This window comes from Catellatospora paridis (assembly GCF_009720365.1).
GTDB classification, from domain to species: domain Bacteria; phylum Actinomycetota; class Actinomycetes; order Mycobacteriales; family Micromonosporaceae; genus Catellatospora; species Catellatospora paridis.
Genome location: NZ_WBZD01000044.1, coordinates 80982 through 97423, shown reverse-complemented (window position 1 = coordinate 97423; position 16442 = coordinate 80982). Strand labels below are relative to the sequence as shown.

Below are 16442 nucleotides of genomic sequence, written 5' to 3'. Positions count from 1 at the left end.
CCGCAGGCGCAAAGATGGCGCCCGTCCCCTTCCGGGGCGGGCGCCATCGCCGTCCGCGGGCCGCGGTCAGCGCGCGAGGACCGGCTCGGCAGCCTCCGCCGAGTCGTACCCGACGATGTACGTCGGACGGCCCTTGACCTCGGCGTACAACCGGCCCATGTACTCACCCAGCAGGCCCAGGCACAGCAGCTGCACCCCGCCCAGGAACAGGATCGCGGTGAACAGCGACGTCCAGCCGCTGACCGTGTCGTGCATGACGAAACGCGCCACGCTGTAGCAGCCGAGCACGAAGCACGCGAAGAAGCTCAGCAGCCCCGACCAGGTCGCCAGGCGCAGCGGCGCGGCGGAGAAGTTCGTGATGCTGTCGATCGCCAGCTTGACCATCTTGCTCAGCGGATACTTCGTGCTGCCCGCGGCACGCACGTCCCGGCGGTAGGTCACCTCGCCGCTCGGGAAGCCCAGCCACGGCACCAGCAGCCGGTACACCGGCTGGCTCTCCGGCATCGTGCGCAGCGCCTCCACCGCGGCCCGGCTCAGCAGCCGGAAGTCGCCCGCGTTGTGCGGCACCTTCTTGCCGACCAGCCGCCGCATCACCCGGTAGTAGGCCTGCGCGGTGTGCCGCTTGAAGAACGTGTCCGTGGTCCGGTCGTCGCGCACCCCGTACACGATGTCCAGCGACTCGGCCCGCGCCAGCGCCAGCATCTCCAGGATCTTCTCCGGCGGGTCCTGCAGATCCGCGTCGATGCTCGCCACGTACTCGCCCCGCGCCCGGTGCAGGCCCGCGGTCAGGGCCGCCTGGTGGCCGCTGTTGCGCCGCAGCCGCACCACCCGCAGCCGCGCCCACTCCCGGCAGGCCAGCAGCAGCATCGGCGCGGTCGCGTCCGAGCTGCCGTCGTCGACCGCCACGACTTCGTAGTCCAGCCCGGCTCCGTCCAGCAGCGGGCGCAGCCGCGCGATGAGCAGGGGGAGCACCTCCTGCTCGTTGTACATGGGGATTACGACAGACAGCGTCGGAGGGGTCATCGCGGGGTCCTTCATTGCAGTGCCGAGTACAGAACGGGGATGGTATCCCGGTCGCCCGCCGCCCGCGGGAGGGTGGCGATCGCAGGTGGCATGCGGGTGTACGAAAGGCGCTGAACCTCCCAGGCTGGCCCGAACACGGATGCTCTCCTCGTCTCACCGGTCAGGGTGTGAGAGGCTTCGTTGCATGAGCGTGCGGCGGATCATGGGTACCGAGATCGAGTACGGGATCTCCGTACCGGGACAGCCCGGGGCCAACCCGATGGTGACCTCGTCCCAGGTCGTGAACGCCTACGGGGCCCGCCCCGAACTGGCCCGCGGCGGCCGTGCCCGCTGGGACTACGAGGAGGAGTCGCCGCTGCGCGACGCGCGGGGCTTCAGCTACACCGGCGCGGCGTACGACCCGGCGGAGGCGCTCGCCGACGAGGACCTGGGCCTGGCCAACGTCATCCTGACCAACGGCGCCCGGCTCTACGTCGACCACGCCCACCCGGAGTACTCCACCCCCGAGGTGACCAACCCACTCGACGTGGTGCGCTGGGACAAGGCCGGCGAGCAGGTGATGGCCGAGGGCGCACGCCGCGCCGCGACCATCCCGGGCAGCCACCAGATCCACCTCTACAAGAACAACACCGACAACAAGGGCGCCTCGTACGGCGCGCACGAGAACTACCTCATGCGCCGGCAGACCCCCTTCGCGGACATCGTCACGTACCTGACCCCGTTCTTCGTGACGCGGCAGATCTTCTGCGGCGCCGGCCGGGTCGGCATCGGCCAGGACGGCAGCCAGGCCGGGTTCCAGATCACCCAGCGCGCCGACTTCTTCGAGGTCGAGGTGGGCCTGGAGACCACGCTGAAGCGGCCCATCATCAACACCCGCGACGAGCCGCACGCCGACGCGGACAAGTACCGCCGCCTGCACGTGATCATCGGTGACGCGAACCTGTCGGAGATCTCGACCTACCTCAAGGTCGGCACCACCGCGCTCATCCTCACCATGATCGAGGAGAAGGCGCTCACCGCCGACCTCGGCATCGCCGACCCCGTCGCCGAGCTGCGCGCGGTCAGCCACGACCCGACCCTCAAGCACACCATGCGGCTGCGCGACGGCCGCCGGCTCACCGCACTCGACCTGCAGTGGGCCTTCTTCGAGCGGGCACACGCCTTCGTCGAGGCACGCACCGGCGCCGACACTGACGAGCAGACCCGCGACGTGCTCGAGCGCTGGGAGAGCGTGCTGAGCCGGCTCGGCGACGACCCGATGCAGCTCGCCGACGAGCTGGACTGGGTGGCCAAGCTGCGCCTGCTCGAGGGCTACCGCGAGCGGGAGAACCTGGGCTGGGCGTCGTCCAAGCTCCAGCTCGTCGACCTGCAGTACAGCGACGTGCGCCCGGAGAAGGGCCTCTACCACCGCCTGGTGGCCCGCGGCGCGATGAAGACGCTGCTGGACCCCGAGTCGACCCGCGCCGCGATGACCGAGCCGCCGGACGACACGCGGGCGTACTTCCGCGGTCGCTGCCTGGCCAAGTACGCGTCCGAAGTGGTCGCCGCGAGCTGGGACTCGGTCATCTTCGACGTGGGCCGCGAGGCCCTGGTCAGGGTGCCCATGATGGAGCCCGAGCGCGGCACGAAGAAACACGTCGGCGCGCTTTTCGACCGTTGCCCCAGCGCAAAGGATCTTCTTGAAGTGATCACCGCCGGGTGATCGCTTTCGTCGGTCCCGCGCGCTACGTTTAAGGCCCACAGGCGACGTCAGGGAGGCGCAGATGGCCACGCAGGACGGTGGACAGTCACAGTCGGGCCGCTCGAAAGGTGAGCAGGAGGCCGAGTCGGTCGCGCCCGAGGTGAACCCCGAGGTTGCCGAGCGCGTCGAGAAGATCGGCGAGGACGTCGACGACATCCTCGACGAGATCGACGCCGTCCTCGAGGAGAACGCCGAGGAATTCATTAGGGGCTATGTTCAAAAAGGGGGGGAATAGTCCCGAATGTCCGTTTCACCGGATGAGGCGCAGAAGAAGTGTCCCCAGTGCGAACGGATGCTCTCCAGCAGCCAGTTCTACAGCAACAAAAGTCGGCCCGACGGTCGCAGCTACTACTGCCGATCCTGTACCAGGGCGCGGCTGGAGGGCTACCGCCGGGCCAACGGTGTCGCTCCGCAGAAGAAGGCAGACCGTGAGGTGCCCGATGGTGCCAAGTGGTGTCCGGACTGTGCTCAGATCAAGCCGATCGCAGAGTTCGCCAAGTCGCGGACGAAAGCCAGCGGGCTGCACTCCTACTGCCTTGATTGCCACAATCGGCGAGGTGTGACAACTAAGGAAAAGCACCACGGCAGTACACGCGAATACCACCTCCGGCGTCGGTACGGCATGACGCAGGAGGACTTCGAGACGCGGCTCGCGTGGCAGGGCGGCGTGTGCGCCATCTGCGGCGCACCGGACCCCGAGCACGTTGACCATGACCATGAATTCGGTAACGTACGTGGCATCCTGTGTTTCAACTGCAACGGCGGTCTTGGACAGTTCAAGGACAACGACCAGTCACTTGCCAGGGCGATCGAGTATCTGAAGGAGACAGCGTGTCAGCTGGTCTTGGTTCACCCGGGCGTCTACCAGCTAGTTTCACCACGCCGGGAACGTCGTCTTTCACGGACTTCCTGACCCAGGTCGCGCCGGAGATGCTGCCCGGCCGACGGACCCTGCCCGCGGGCATGAACGCCGACCTGGCCCCCCACGCCACCACGATCGTCGCGATCAGCACGAACGAGGGCGTCGTGATGGCCGGTGACCGGCGCGCCACCATGGGCAACCTCATCGCGAGCCGCGACATCGAGAAGGTGCACCCCGCCGACCCGTACTCGCTGATCGGCATCGCGGGCACGGCCGGCGTCGGCATCGAGCTGATGCGACTGTTCCAGGTGGAGCTGCAGCACTACGAGAAGATCGAGGGCGCGATGCTCTCGCTCGACGGCAAGGCCAACCGGCTGGCCACGATGATCCGGCAGAACCTCGGCGCGGCCATGCAGGGGCTGGCCGTGATCCCGCTGTTCGCCGGGTTCGACCTCGACGCGAAGACGCCCGGCAAGGTGGGGCGCATCTTCAGCTTCGACATCGCCGGGGGCCTGTACGAGGAGCACGGCGGCTACGACGCGATCGGCTCCGGTTCGCTGTTCGCGAAGTCGTCGCTGAAGAAGCGCTACAAGCAGGGGCTGGGTATCGCCGAGGCGGCGCAGCTCGCGGTGGAGGCGCTGTTCGACGCGGCCGACGACGACACCGCCACCGGCGGCCCCGACGTCATCCGCAAGATCTTCCCCGTGGTCATGACCGCGACGGCAGAGGGCACGCAGCGCCTGACCGACGAGGAGACGGCGGCCATGGCCCAGACCGTCATCGCGGCGCGGGCTCTGCAGCCGGGCGCCTGACCCTCATCCGCTCTCCCGAAACTCCATAAGGAGAAGACACGCCGTGGCCATGCAGTTCTACGCCTCGCCTGAGCAGATCATGCGGGACCGCTCGGAGTACGCCCGCAAGGGCATCGCGCGCGGTCGCAGCGTGGTCGTGCTGACGTACGCCGGTGGTGTGCTGTTCGTGGCGGAGAACCTCTCCACCACGCTGCACAAGGTGAGCGAGATCTACGACAAGATCGGGTTCGCGGCCGTGGGCCGCTACAACGAGTTCGAGAACCTCCGCAACGCCGGCGTGCGCATGGCCGACCTGCGGGGTTACTCCTACGACCGCCGGGACGTCACCGGGCGGGCGCTGGCCAGCGCGTACGCGCAGACCCTGGGCTCGATCTTCAGCGAGCAGGGCAAGCCGTACGAGGTGGAGATCTGCGTCGCCGAGGTGGGGACCGCGCCGGAGCACGACGAGCTGTACCGGCTGACCTATGACGGCTCGGTGCAGGACGAGCCGGGGTTCATGGCGATGGGCGGGCAGGCCGAGGCGATCGGCAACATTCTGCGCGCTGAGCACAGCGTGTCGCATACCCTCGGCGACGCGCTGAAGCTGGCGGTCAAGGCGCTGAGCAGCGTCGGTGGCGAGGGCGGCGCGGCGCGTACGCTGGCTCCCGAGCAGCTGGAGGTCGCGGTGCTGGAGCGGGCCCGGCCGGGCCGCAAGTTCCGGCGCGTGACGGGCGCGGCGCTGACCGCGCTGGTGAACCCGGCGAAGGCTGATGCGCCGAAGGCTGATACGCCTAAGGCGGAGGCGCCGAAGGCCGAGCCGCCCAAGACGGAACCGCCCGCGGCGGAGTAGCCGCGCCCGACGATCAGACGAGCTGACGCCCGTGCCGAGTAGGCACGGGCGTCAGCTCGTTGCCGAGGGTGGGTCGCCGCGGTGGGTGGTCTGCGGGGTGTGGCCGCCGGGCGTGGCGAGCCGGGTGCGCACGTGATGGGGCGCCGAGGAAGCCCGCGCCGCCGGTGGCCCGAGTTTCCTGACAACGGAAGTTGAAGTCACGTTCCGTGGCGACCCGTGCGCGACCTGCGGTTGCGGCGGTGGTCGGGGATCCGTCGCGATTACACCGGCGACGTCAGACCGTACGAGAGTGACCTTGGGCGTTCGGGCGGCTAGTGTCTGTGTATGGACCGACGAATCTTCGGACTCGAGACCGAGTACGGCGTCACCTGCACCTATCGGGGACAGCGACGGCTGTCGCCCGATGAGGTGGCGCGCTACCTCTTCCGTCGGGTCGTCTCATGGGGACGGTCCAGCAATGTGTTCCTGCGCAACGGCGCACGCCTCTACCTAGACGTCGGTTCCCACCCCGAGTACGCGACCCCCGAGTGCGATTCGGTGGTCGACCTGGTGGCGCACGACCGGGCCGGGGAGCGGATCCTGGAGGGTCTGCTCGTCGACGCGGAGAAGCGGCTGCACGACGAGGGGATCGCAGGTGAGATCTACCTCTTCAAGAACAACACCGACTCGGCGGGCAACTCCTACGGCTGCCACGAGAACTACCTGGTGTCGCGGCACGGGGAGTTCGGCCGGCTGGCGGACGTGCTGATCCCGTTCCTGGTGACGCGGCAGCTGATCTGCGGTGCGGGCAAGGTGCTGCAGACCCCGCGAGGGGCGGTCTACTGCCTGTCGCAGCGGGCCGAGCACATCTGGGAGGGCGTCTCCTCGGCGACCACCCGGTCGCGGCCGATCATCAACACCCGGGACGAGCCGCACGCCGACGCCGAGCGTTACCGGCGGCTGCACGTGATCGTCGGCGACTCGAACATGAACGAGGTCACCACGCTGCTGAAGGTGGGCAGCGCGGACCTGGTGCTCCGGATGATCGAGACCGGGGTGGCCATGCCCGACCTGGCGCTGGAGAACCCGATCCGGGCCATCCGGGAGGTGTCGCACGACATCACCGGGCGCCGTAAGGTGCGGCTGGCCAGCGGCAAGGAGGCCAGCGCGCTGGAGATCCAGCGGATCTACCACGAGAAGGCGACCGAGTTCGTGGCGCGCCGCAACGGCGACCCCGCCGCGCAGCGGATCATCGACCTGTGGGGCCGGGTGCTCACCGCGGTGGAGTCGGGCAACCTGGGCGACGTGGGCCGGGAGATCGACTGGGTGACCAAGTTGCGGGTCATCGAGGCGTACCAGCGCAAGCATGATCTGCCGCTGTCGAGCCCGCGGGTGGCGCAGATGGACCTGGCGTACCACGACCTGCGCCGCGGCCGGGGGCTCTACCCGCTGCTGGAGAAGCGCGGCAAGGTCGACCGGGTGGTGACCGACCTGCGCACGTTCGAGGCGAAGGAGACTCCGCCGCAGACGACCCGGGCGCGGCTGCGCGGCGAGTTCATCCGGCACGCCCAGGAGAAGCGCCGCGACTTCACCGTCGACTGGGTCCACCTGAAGCTGAACGACCAGGCCCAGCGCACCGTCCTGTGCAAGGACCCGTTCCGCGCCCACGACGAGCGCGTGGAACGCCTCATCGCCAGCATGTGACGTGAGGAAGGGCACCTTCTTATCGCTCCGCGATGTAGAAGGTGCCCTTCCTCGGTGGTCCGTGGGGCGGTGTGGTGGGACAGGGCGGCCGGTGGTCGGGGCGGGGTGGGGCTGGCTAAGCTCGCTGCACTATGAGCGAGCACCACGATCCGCGGACCGAATCGGTCGAGCGCACCGGCGAGGAAGTGCGATCCAACTGGGTCCAGCGCCGCCGGGACAAGATCTACAACGAGATCTCCGCCAACCGGCGCGGCGAGTACACCGTGCCGACCTGGGTGCTGGCCGCGCTGCTCGGCCTGTTCGTCGCCGGCTGGGTCGCGCTGGTCGTCCTCAAGTAGGCCCGGCTTGCGCCACTGAATCCGCAGCTCAGCCGCCTCCGGCGGATGGGAAGGTGCCCTTCCTCTACGCCCGGCGTTAAGAAGGTGCCCTTCCTTCAGGGGGTGGCGAGGGCGGCGGCGTGGCGGCCGGCGGCTGCGCAGGCCAGGAAGTAGGCGTGGTCGCCGTCCAGGTCGCGGCCCATGGTCGACAATTTGACGGGTGCGGCGCGCAGTGCCTCGTCGAGGCCTGTGGTGGGCACGGTCACGATGCGGTGGCGGACCGCGAGGGGCGCCAGGGCGCGGGCGACGTCGGTGGCGAGCGGCTCGGGCAGGTCAGCCGGGACCACGAGGTCCGCGGGGGCCAGGGCGACCCGGCCGAAAGAGGTCAGGCTGTGGTGCGACACGCCGCGGTGGCGGGGGCGCGGGTCGGCGTCGGAGATGCGCAGCGCGCCGACGGGCCGTCCGCCGAGCACGGCTGCGGCGTTGACCGCCTCCCCGGCGGCGACGCCGGAGAATCCCCAGGCCGTACCCGTCCCGAGGTTGCCGGGGCCCTGGCTGAGGATGGTGATGTCGGCGCGCAGCACGTGCCGGGCGGCGAGCAGCCCGGTGTGCACGTTGACGGCCTCCAGGTCGCCGCCCCAGGCCTGCCCGGTCGATACCGTGCCCGCCAGCCGGTCGCGCAGCGCGTCGAGGGTGCGGGAGAAGCCGGCTGCCAGTGCGCCGCCGTCGGTGAGCAGGTAGGCCACCCGGGCGGTCGGCGCGTCGGCGTGGATGCCGGCCAGGATCGCGGGCAGCGCCGAGTGCAGGTCGGCCACGACGACCGGCATGCCGCCGAGGTCCTGTGCGGCGGCGAGCACCGCGCGGTGCGGGGAGGCCTCCTCGTCGGCGGCCACCCGGATCGTCTGCAGGGGGCTGTAGCGGGCCTTGACGATGTGCCCCGGCACGGGTGTGTCCTCGGGCAGCCGCCCCGGCAGCGCGACGACCATGGCGTAGCCGCCGGTGCCGAGGCCGAGGGCGAGGGCGTTCGTGTTCAGCAGCACCTCGTCGCCGACTTCGGGCTGCCCGACCAGGTCGGGGTAGGCGAGCGCGCGTACCGTCGCGGGGTCGTCGGGGGTGCGGGCGACGAGGGCGACGGTGAGTTCCTGCGCGCCGTGCCAACTGCGGCCGAGCCGCTCCACCGTGCCTGTCCGCCACCGAATCACGCCCCGACCCTATCGGCCCGCCCGCTGCCCCCCGCCCACGACGCCCCAGCGGCCGCGCCCCGACGCGCGCCCTGGCCGTCATGGCGGGGCGGGCGGTGGGCGGCGTGCCGAGGCGAGGGGTCGTGACGGGGTGTGGTGGGGTGGCCGACGGGGGGTGAGCAGGTGTCGGACAATCGGTGCGCGGGTGGGGGAACAGGCGCTTGCCGGTTACCGCTCCGAGCGCTTGCGCTGCTAGCGTGGCGGACGTGTCGCGCAGTCGAACCGAACGCCTGGTCAACCTTGTGATCTGTCTGCTGTCCACGCGGCGCTTCCTGACCGCCGCGCAGATCGCCGCCACCGTGCCCGGATACGAGCACAATGCCGACGACGCCCGTGAGCACGAGGCGTTCCAGCGCAAGTTCGAGCGGGACAAGGCCGAGCTGCGCGCGCTCGGCGTGCCGCTGGAGACCGGCACCGCCAGCGTCTTCGACACCGAGCCCGGTTACCGCATCGCCCGGCGCGACTACGCGCTGCCCGCGATCCCGCTGGGGCCCGACGAGGCCGCCGCGGTCGGCGTCGCGGCGCGGCTGTGGCGTCACGCCGGGCTGGCCGCCGCAGCGACCTCGGGTCTGGCCAAGCTGCGCGCCGGCGGGGTCGACGTCGACCCGCACGCGACCCTGGGCGTCGAGCCGGTGCTCGCCGTCGACGCCGCGTTCGAGCCGCTGACCGGCGCAGCCCGGGCCCGCCGCGAGGTGACCTTCCCCTACCGGGTGCCCGAGGACGACGCGCCCACCACCCGGCACCTGCAGCCGTGGGGCGTGGTCTGCTGGCGCGGCCGGTGGTACGTCGTCGGCCACGACACCGTCCGCGACGCGCCGCGCTGCTTCCGGCTGTCGCGCATCGTCGGCCCGGTGCGCCAGGTCGGCGAGGAGCGCGCCTTCGAGCCGCCGGCCGACCTCGACCTCATCAGCTACGTGGCCCGCTGGTCCGGGCCGGTGGAGCGCAACCGCACCACCCGGGTGCTGGTGCGGCCCGGCCGCGCGGCGGGCGTGCGTCGCTGGGCGGCGAACTGCACGTCCACCCCCGAGGGCGACGTGCTGGAGCTGCGCTACGCCGACGCGGACGGCTTCGCCGCCTGGCTGGTCGGCTACGGCGCGGATGTGACGGTGCTGGAGCCGGCCGAGGTGCGCGAGGCGACCATCGCCCGGCTGCGCGAGATCGCCGGTGTGAGCGCCGCCGCCGAGCTGGCGGAGGTGGCCTGATGAGCGAGCGAATCAGCAGGCTCGGTGATGCCGCCGACGAGCGCAGCGAGGAGAAGGCATGAGCAGCGCCAAGACGTCCGCCGACCGGCTCGCCCGGCTGCTGAACCTGGTGCCCTACCTGCTCGCCCGGCCGGGTATCGAGCTGGTCGAGGCCGCCGCCGACCTGGGGGTGTCCGAGCGGCAGCTGCGCGAGGACCTGGAGCTGCTGTGGGTGTGCGGCCTGCCGGGTTACGGACCGGGTGACCTGATCGACATGTCGTTCGACGGGGACCGGGTGACCATCACCTACGACGCGGGTATCGACCGGCCGCTGCGGCTCACGCCCGACGAGGCGACCGCGCTGGTGGTGGCGCTGCGTATGCTGGCCGAGACGCCGGGCGTGGCCGACCGGGACGCGATCCACCGCGCCCTGACGAAGATCGAGCAGGCCGCGGGCGAGATCGACGCGCCGGTCGCGGTGCGGCTGCCCGGCAACGACGACCGGCTGGCCGACCTGCGCTCGGCGCTGGAGCGCGGCAACGCGCTGCGGCTGAGCTACTACTCGGCGGCGCGGGACGTGTCCAGCGAGAGGGTCGTGGACCCGATGCGGCTGCTGTCGGTGTCCGGGCGCTCGTACCTGGAGGCCTGGTGCCGTTCGGCGGGCGCGGTGCGCATGTTCCGGGTGGACCGCATCGACGCGCTGGTCGAGCTGGACGAGCGGGCTGCGCCGCCGGCCGAGGCGCAGTCCGGTGACGTCGCCGAGGGCGTGTTCCAGCCCGACCCGGACGCGCCGACGGTCACCCTGCGGGTGGGCCGGGGCGGGCGCTGGATCACCGAGTACTACCCGTGCGAGTCGGTGGTCGAGGTGACGCCGGAGGAGTGGCTGGTCTCGCTGCGCGTCAACGACATGGACTGGGCGCGCCGGCTGGTGCTCGGGCTCGGGCCGCAGGTGGTCGTGGTCGCTCCGGCGGAGCTGGCCGAGGCGGTGCGCGACAGCGCGGTGCAGGCGCTCGCGGCGTACGCGTAGGCCACGGCGGCACGGCGGTCCGCGCCGCGCGGCGCACGCGTTAGGCTGCTGACGTGGTGGCGTGGATCGTGGTGGCCGTGGTGTTGCTGAGCCTGGTGTTCCTGGGGCTGGTGCTGCGCGTGCTGCTCTGGCGCCTGGCGGGGCTCAAGGAGGCCGCAGCCGAGCTCCAGCTCGTCGCCGTTCGGGCGCAGGAGCTGGCCAAGGTCGCCGAGGGGCTGCAGGCGCACGGCGACTCGTTGCGCGTCCGGGTCGAGCTGACCCAGGAGCGGCTCAACCTGATCAAGGAGAGCAAGGACTCCCTCAAGATCAAACGAGGTTGATCCCGGTTCATCCGGCGGTCGATGGCTGGTCACTACCGTTGCTGCAGGAATCTGCAGCACCTCCCGCATCGCGTTGACGCTGCTTCCGGTGATGGTCGACACTTCACCTGCGGGCACACCCCGCCGGGCCGCGTACCATTAGTCCGGAACAAGTTGGTTCAACCCCCTCATCTTTCTGACTGGAGCAATCATGGGCGCCCTTAAGCCGTGGCACCTCATCCTCGTGGTCGTGGTGCTGGTGATCCTCTTCGGCTCGAAGAAGCTGCCGGACGCGGCCCGTTCGCTCGGTCGCTCGATGCGCATCTTCAAGGCCGAGACCAAGGCGCTGTCCGAGGACGGCAAGGACGGCAAGGACGCGACCGCCGAGAAGGCCGACGCCCAGGTGACGGCGCAGCAGCCGCTCGACGGCCAGGCCTCCGCCAAGCCGGTCGTGGACCCGGTCCAGCGCCAGCAGTCCTGAACCCCCTCCCCGGGCTGAAGACGTGAAGAACCCCCTGGCACGTCGCGGGCCGTCCCAGCGTGACCGCGCTGCGGACGGCTCGATGACTCTCATCGAGCACATCCGGGAGCTGCGCAGCCGGCTGTTCAAGGCCTCGCTGGGCATCATCGCGGGTCTGATGGTCGGCCTGTACTTCGCCGAGCCCATCCAGGACTTCATCAACGCGCCCTACTGCAACTTCAAGGGCGATGTGATCTGCCAGTTCAACTCGACGTCGCCGGTCGACCCGTTCCTGCTGCAGCTGAAGATCGGGCTGTACGCGGGACTGATCATCGCGTCGCCGATCTGGCTCTACCAGCTGTGGGCGTTCATCGCCCCCGGCCTGCACAAGCACGAGAAGCGCTACAGCTACCTGTTCACGGCCATCGCCGTGCCGCTGTTCGCGATGGGCGCGTTCCTGGCCTTCTTCGTCGTCACGAAGAGTCTCGTGTTCTTCCTGCAGATCTCCGACGGCTACGAGATCAACGTCGACCTGACCGGGTACTTCGACTTCGTCACCGGAGTGATGCTGCTCTTCGGTTTCGGGTTCGAGTTCCCGCTGATCCTGTTGATGCTCAACGTGGCCGGGGTGCTCACCGGCAAGCGGATGCTCGGCTGGTGGCGGGTGGCCATCTTCCTGATGTTCCTGTTCGCCGCCATCGTGACGCCCACGCCGGACCCGTTCGGCATGACCGCGCTCGCGCTGGCCATGGCGGTGCTCTACTTCATCGTCGTCGGTGTGTCGATGCTGAACGACAAGCGCCGCAACCGCGGCAAGTCGATCTACGAGGGCATCGAGGACGACGAGACGTCTTCACTCGACGACTACGACACCGATAGCATCACGCCCGGCGAGCGCATCGAAGCGGTCGCGCCGGTCGCCTCCGCGGAGCCGATCGAGCGGCGCTTCGACGACATGACCTGATCGCGGCGGCTCGTCCCGCGGCACGAGGAGCGGGCATGAGCGAGATCGTGGTGCTGAGGAACCCCGGCGCCGGCAGAGGCCGGCACCGGGGTTCTCTGCCTGGAGTGCTGGAACGCCTCGGCGCGGCCGGCCGCCCGGTCCGCGTGCTCGACGCGCCGACCGCCGTCGAGGCCGAGCAGGCCTGCCGCGACGCCGTCGCCGCGGGCGCGGGCGCGCTGGTCGCGATGGGCGGCGACGGCACCGTGCACCTGGCCCAGCAGGCCGTGGCCGGCACCGGCGTGCCGCTGGGCGTCATCCCCGCCGGCACCGGCAACGACTTCGCCACCAGCGTGGGGGTGCCCGCCGACCTGTACGCGGCCGCGGACGCGATCGCCGCCGCGCTGCGCGAGGGCCGCACCCGGGCCCTGGACCTGGCCCGCATCACCTGCCTCGACGGCACCGTGCGCTGGTACGGCGCGGTGCTCGCGGCCGGCTTCGACGCCATCGTCAACGAGCGCGGCAACCGCATGCGCTGGCCCCGCGGGCCGATCCGGTACGACCTCGCGGTGCTGCTGGAACTGGTCAGGCTGCGGCCCCGCCGCTACACGGTGACCGTCGACGGGCAGACCAGCGTGCTGGACGCGGTGCTGCTGGCCGTCGGCAACACCGCGGCGTACGGCGGGGGCATGCGCATCTGCCCCGACGCCGACGCCACCGATGGCCTGCTCGACATGGTCTGGGCCGAGCCGGTCTCCCGGGCCACCCTGATCCGCATCAAGCCCCGCGTCTACCAGGGCACCCACATCACCCACCCGAAGGTGCGCTCGCTGCGCGCCCGCGAGATCACGCTCGCCGCCGAGGGCATCGTCTGCTACGCCGACGGCGAGCGCATCGGCCCGCTGCCGGTGACCATCACCGCCGTCCTGCGGGCGGTCCACCTGCTCGGCTGAGTCGGCGCCGCCCCGCCTGACAATGACGTCGGCCTATCTGGATGACTTCGATCGAAGATTTCTCATCCAGATAGGCCGACGTCTATCAGCGGGAGGGAGGGCCGGCGCCCGGCGGTGCGACAGGTCAGGCCGGGAGCACGCCGTCGTAGGCCACCGGGAGGTGGATCGGACCGCGCAGCACGGGGCTGGGGCGGTACGGCGGCGGGTCGGCCAGCAGGCGCGGGTTCTGCAGGCGCTTGGCCAGTTGGGTCAGCGCGAGCTGGGCCTCCAGGCGGGCCAGCGGAGCGCCGAAGCAGTAGTGCACGCCGTTGCCGAAGGCCAGGTGCACGTTGTCGGCGCGGTCGGGGTCGAACCGGTCGGCGTGCGGGATGCACTCGCCGTCGCGGTTGCCCGACGCGAGCACCAGCACGACCGGGTGGCCCTTCCTGATCGTGGTGCCGCCGATCTCGATGTCGGCGACCGCGATGCGGTTGGGCACGAAGTGCACCGACGGCTCGTACCGCAGCAGCTCCTCGACCATGCGGATGCTGAAGTCGGGCTCGGTGCGCAGCCGCTGCAGCGCCTCAGGATGGCGCAGCAGCGTCAGCCAGCCGTTGGCGATCAGGTTGACCGTCGTCTCGTGTCCGGCGATGAGCAGCAGGATCAGCGTGGCGAACAGGTCGCCGCCCTCCAGCTGCCCGTCCGGGCCGTCGTCGGTGACGTATCCGGACAGCATGTCGTCGCCGGGATCGGCCTTGCGGCGCTGCGCCAGCTGGAACATGTACATACCGAGCTGCTGAAACGCCTCCTTGGCCTGCTCTTTGCTCTCGGGCGTGGGCTGTCCCGCCGAGTTCACGATCGGGTCGACCCAGGCGCTGAAGCGCGGCTCGTCCTCCTCCGGCACGCCGAGCAGTTCGCAGATCACCGCCACCGGGAACGGGTACGCCACGTCGTCGACGAGGTCGCACTGGTCCTTGCCGACGAGGCCGTCGACGAGCCGCGTCACGATTGCCTCCAGCGCGGGCACCAGCTTGTCGATGCGGTCGGGGCGGTGCGGCGGGCCGAACTGGCGCATCGCGATGCGGCGCAGCGTGTCGTGTCGTGGCGCGTCGGTGCGGATGAAGCTGGGCGGCAGCGCGCCCCCGCCGTCGGAAAGCGGCCCGGCCTTGTGGGCGAACTCGGGCAGCAGGTTGGCCGCGTCGGAACTGATCCGCGGGTCGTGGAACAGCGCGTAGATCTCCCGGAACGTGCTGACCACGAAGGTGCCGTCGGCCTCCTGCCATACCGGCTGGGTGCGCAGCTTGTCGTAGAGCGGCCACGGGTTGGCCCGGTTGTGGAAGTCGACGATCTCGTCGAACACGCTGGGCTCGGTCATGACGGTTCCTCGCTTCGATCGTGACCGCCATGCGGTACGGGGACTGCCTGCCTCATGACGACCCTTCAGCGCCGCCGGGACGGCCGGACCAGGGTGGCCCGGCGCTCGCTGGGGTCGTGCCCGGTGACCACGACGGTCGCCTCGCGGCCTGGGTACTGCCGATCCGGGAACTCCGCCGGGACCGGCACGGGGTCCGGCGGCGGGTTGGTCATGTCGTACGGCAGCGGGAACGGCGCCGCCTGCTCGATCAGCTGCTGGTAGAAGTCCAGCCACTTGCCCTGGTTCCAGCTGACCGCGCCGACGACCCGGCCCTTGTAGCCGTATGCGGCGACGAACTGCCGGCTCTCCACGGACCCCTGCGTGATCGCGATCTGGTCCGCGATCGGCGGCACGCCCACCGACTTGATGTTGTGGCCGAACTGCAGTGACCAGAACGCGGGCATCTCCAGGTGCGGCCAGCGGTCGGTCTCGCTGCTGATCATGTTGTGCGCGGCGACCTCGGCCTGGGTGACCGCGTTGCCCCAGTGCTCCATCGCCAGGAACTGGTAGCCGAACATCGGCTGCGGCTGGCGGGCCACGTCCCCGGCGACGAAGACGTCGTCGGTGACCAGCCCCGCGGCGGTGAACGCGCGGCAGCCGGCGTCGCAGGCCAGGCCCCATACGCCCACGGCGAGCCCGGAGCTCTCCAGCCACTCCACGTTGCGGATGCCGCCCAGGGCGACCACGGCCACGTCCACGTCCAGCGTGGTGCCGTCGGACAGCGCCGCCCGGCGCAGTTTCCCGTCCTCGCCCTGCAGGGAGCTCACCTTCGTGTGGGTACGCAGATCCACGCCGTGCTCGCGCATGATGCCCGCCGAGATCCGGCCGATGACCCCGCCCAGCGCCCCCGACAGCGGCGCCGGTCCGGCCTCGGCGACGGTGACCGGGATGCCCAGCTCGACGCAGACCGAGGCCATCTCGGAGCCGGTGAACCCGGAGCCGATGACCAGCACCCGCTTCGGGTGCGCCAGCAGCCGCTCGCGCAGCCCGGCGGCGTCGCCGCGGGTGCGGATGGTGAACACGCCGTCCAGCGCGGCCTCCTCCGGCACCGGCCACGGCCGGGCGCGCACCCCGGTGGTGACGAGCAGCCGGTCGAACTCGACCTCCTGCCCGTCGGCCAGCACGACGCGCTTGCGTTCCAGGTCCAGGCCGGTGGCGGCGACGCCGAGCTTCCAGTCGGCGGCGATGTCGCGCCGCCGCGGCAGCGTGGTGTCGGCCGAGGCGACGAAGCCGGTCTGCACCTGCTTGGACAGCGGCGGCCGGTCGTAGGGCTCCTCCGGCTCGTCGCCGATCACGGTGAGCGTGCCGGTGAACCCATCGGCGCGCAGCTGCTCGGCGGCCTTCAGCCCGGCCAGGGACGCTCCGACGATCACGATGCGCCCGTCGCGGCGCAACCGGTCGCCCTTGGCCGCCACGAGCGGCTCGGCGGGCGGCTGCTGCGGCAGGTCGGCCATGTCGACCTGCAGCGCCTGCACCGGGCAGGCCGCCGCGGCACGCAGCACCTTCACCCGCTGGTCGGCCGACGGCGCGGGGTCGAACATGAGCGCCTCGTCGCCGACCATCCGGAACGCCTCGGGAGCCAGGAACGCGCACTGCGCGTACCCCTGACACTTGGTCAGATCCACCACCACACGCATGGCCTCATTGTTCGCGCCGGACGCCTCGAACCGGCCCGAATCAG

Annotated in this window: 17 protein-coding genes; 13 read left to right on the top strand and 4 right to left on the bottom strand. The window is 70.7% G+C overall.

Annotated features, from left to right (window positions below; translation table 11 throughout):
- Window positions 1-66 precede the first annotated feature (66 nt).
- On the bottom strand, window positions 67-1023 hold the full coding sequence (locus tag F9C41_RS39085) for a glycosyltransferase family 2 protein (protein WP_269059027.1): 957 nt from the start codon (window positions 1021-1023) through the stop codon (window positions 67-69).
- 184 nt (window positions 1024-1207) lie between these two features.
- Here F9C41_RS39085 and dop point away from each other — a divergent pair, with 184 nt between their 5' ends.
- The 7 genes from dop to F9C41_RS39050 all read left to right on the top strand — a co-directional run bounded on the left by dop (window position 1208) and on the right by F9C41_RS39050 (window position 7288).
- The gene (gene dop / locus F9C41_RS39080) at window positions 1208-2725 is read left to right on the top strand and encodes a depupylase/deamidase Dop (RefSeq protein WP_155391886.1); all 1518 of its coding nucleotides are present in this window, start codon (window positions 1208-1210) and stop codon (window positions 2723-2725) included.
- Between the two features lie 61 nt (window positions 2726-2786).
- The gene (locus F9C41_RS39075) at window positions 2787-2999 is read left to right on the top strand and encodes a ubiquitin-like protein Pup (protein ID WP_120315588.1); all 213 of its coding nucleotides are present in this window, start codon (window positions 2787-2789) and stop codon (window positions 2997-2999) included.
- Between the two features lie 57 nt (window positions 3000-3056).
- Window positions 3057-3677: an endonuclease VII domain-containing protein gene (locus tag F9C41_RS39070; protein WP_230690348.1), complete on the top strand. Its 621-nt coding sequence runs from the start codon at window positions 3057-3059 to the stop codon at window positions 3675-3677.
- Window positions 3596-4438: a proteasome subunit beta gene (gene prcB / locus F9C41_RS39065; protein ID WP_186316148.1), complete on the top strand. Its 843-nt coding sequence runs from the start codon at window positions 3596-3598 to the stop codon at window positions 4436-4438. The genes F9C41_RS39070 and prcB overlap by 82 nt, the downstream gene beginning before the upstream one ends.
- Window positions 4439-4481: 43 nt before the next feature.
- Window positions 4482-5267 carry a proteasome subunit alpha gene (gene prcA / locus F9C41_RS39060; RefSeq protein ID WP_155391884.1) on the top strand — a complete coding sequence of 262 codons (786 nt, stop codon included), beginning with the start codon at window positions 4482-4484 and terminating at the stop codon, window positions 5265-5267.
- Between the two features lie 324 nt (window positions 5268-5591).
- On the top strand, window positions 5592-6950 hold the full coding sequence (gene pafA, locus F9C41_RS39055; protein WP_155375633.1) for a Pup--protein ligase: 1359 nt from the start codon (window positions 5592-5594) through the stop codon (window positions 6948-6950).
- Between the two features lie 131 nt (window positions 6951-7081).
- The gene (locus tag F9C41_RS39050) at window positions 7082-7288 is read left to right on the top strand and encodes a hypothetical protein (RefSeq protein ID WP_155391883.1); all 207 of its coding nucleotides are present in this window, start codon (window positions 7082-7084) and stop codon (window positions 7286-7288) included.
- 95 nt (window positions 7289-7383) lie between these two features.
- On the opposite strand, the gene F9C41_RS39045 is transcribed toward F9C41_RS39050, so the two are convergent.
- Window positions 7384-8469, bottom strand: coding sequence for a DUF3866 family protein (locus tag F9C41_RS39045; RefSeq protein ID WP_155391882.1), 1086 nt, complete (start codon window positions 8467-8469; stop codon window positions 7384-7386).
- Window positions 8470-8714: 245 nt separating this feature from the next.
- Between F9C41_RS39045 and F9C41_RS39040 the strand changes: the two genes are divergently transcribed.
- From F9C41_RS39040 to F9C41_RS39015, 6 genes are all read left to right on the top strand, one after another.
- Window positions 8715-9710, top strand: a complete 996-nt coding sequence (locus tag F9C41_RS39040; protein ID WP_155391881.1) for a helix-turn-helix transcriptional regulator — start codon at window positions 8715-8717, stop codon at window positions 9708-9710.
- A gap of 58 nt (window positions 9711-9768) precedes the next feature.
- Window positions 9769-10716: a helix-turn-helix transcriptional regulator gene (locus tag F9C41_RS39035; RefSeq protein WP_155391880.1), complete on the top strand. Its 948-nt coding sequence runs from the start codon at window positions 9769-9771 to the stop codon at window positions 10714-10716.
- A 53-nt stretch (window positions 10717-10769) separates the two neighbouring features.
- The gene (locus tag F9C41_RS39030; protein WP_155391879.1) at window positions 10770-11036 is read left to right on the top strand and encodes a hypothetical protein; all 267 of its coding nucleotides are present in this window, start codon (window positions 10770-10772) and stop codon (window positions 11034-11036) included.
- A gap of 190 nt (window positions 11037-11226) precedes the next feature.
- The gene (gene tatA / locus F9C41_RS39025; RefSeq protein WP_120315579.1) at window positions 11227-11496 is read left to right on the top strand and encodes a Sec-independent protein translocase subunit TatA; all 270 of its coding nucleotides are present in this window, start codon (window positions 11227-11229) and stop codon (window positions 11494-11496) included.
- 82 nt (window positions 11497-11578) lie between these two features.
- A complete protein-coding gene (gene tatC, locus F9C41_RS39020; protein WP_407924781.1) occupies window positions 11579-12439 on the top strand; it encodes a twin-arginine translocase subunit TatC in 861 nt (286 codons plus the stop codon).
- Window positions 12440-12474: 35 nt separating this feature from the next.
- The gene (locus F9C41_RS39015) at window positions 12475-13368 is read left to right on the top strand and encodes a YegS/Rv2252/BmrU family lipid kinase (RefSeq protein WP_155391877.1); all 894 of its coding nucleotides are present in this window, start codon (window positions 12475-12477) and stop codon (window positions 13366-13368) included.
- A 124-nt stretch (window positions 13369-13492) separates the two neighbouring features.
- Here the strand turns inward: F9C41_RS39015 and F9C41_RS39010 are convergent, their stop codons facing one another.
- Window positions 13493-14722, bottom strand: a complete 1230-nt coding sequence (locus F9C41_RS39010) for a cytochrome P450 (protein WP_155391876.1) — start codon at window positions 14720-14722, stop codon at window positions 13493-13495.
- Between the two features lie 65 nt (window positions 14723-14787).
- A complete protein-coding gene (locus tag F9C41_RS39005; protein ID WP_155391875.1) occupies window positions 14788-16398 on the bottom strand; it encodes an FAD-dependent oxidoreductase in 1611 nt (536 codons plus the stop codon).
- Window positions 16399-16442: the final 44 nt, after the last annotated feature.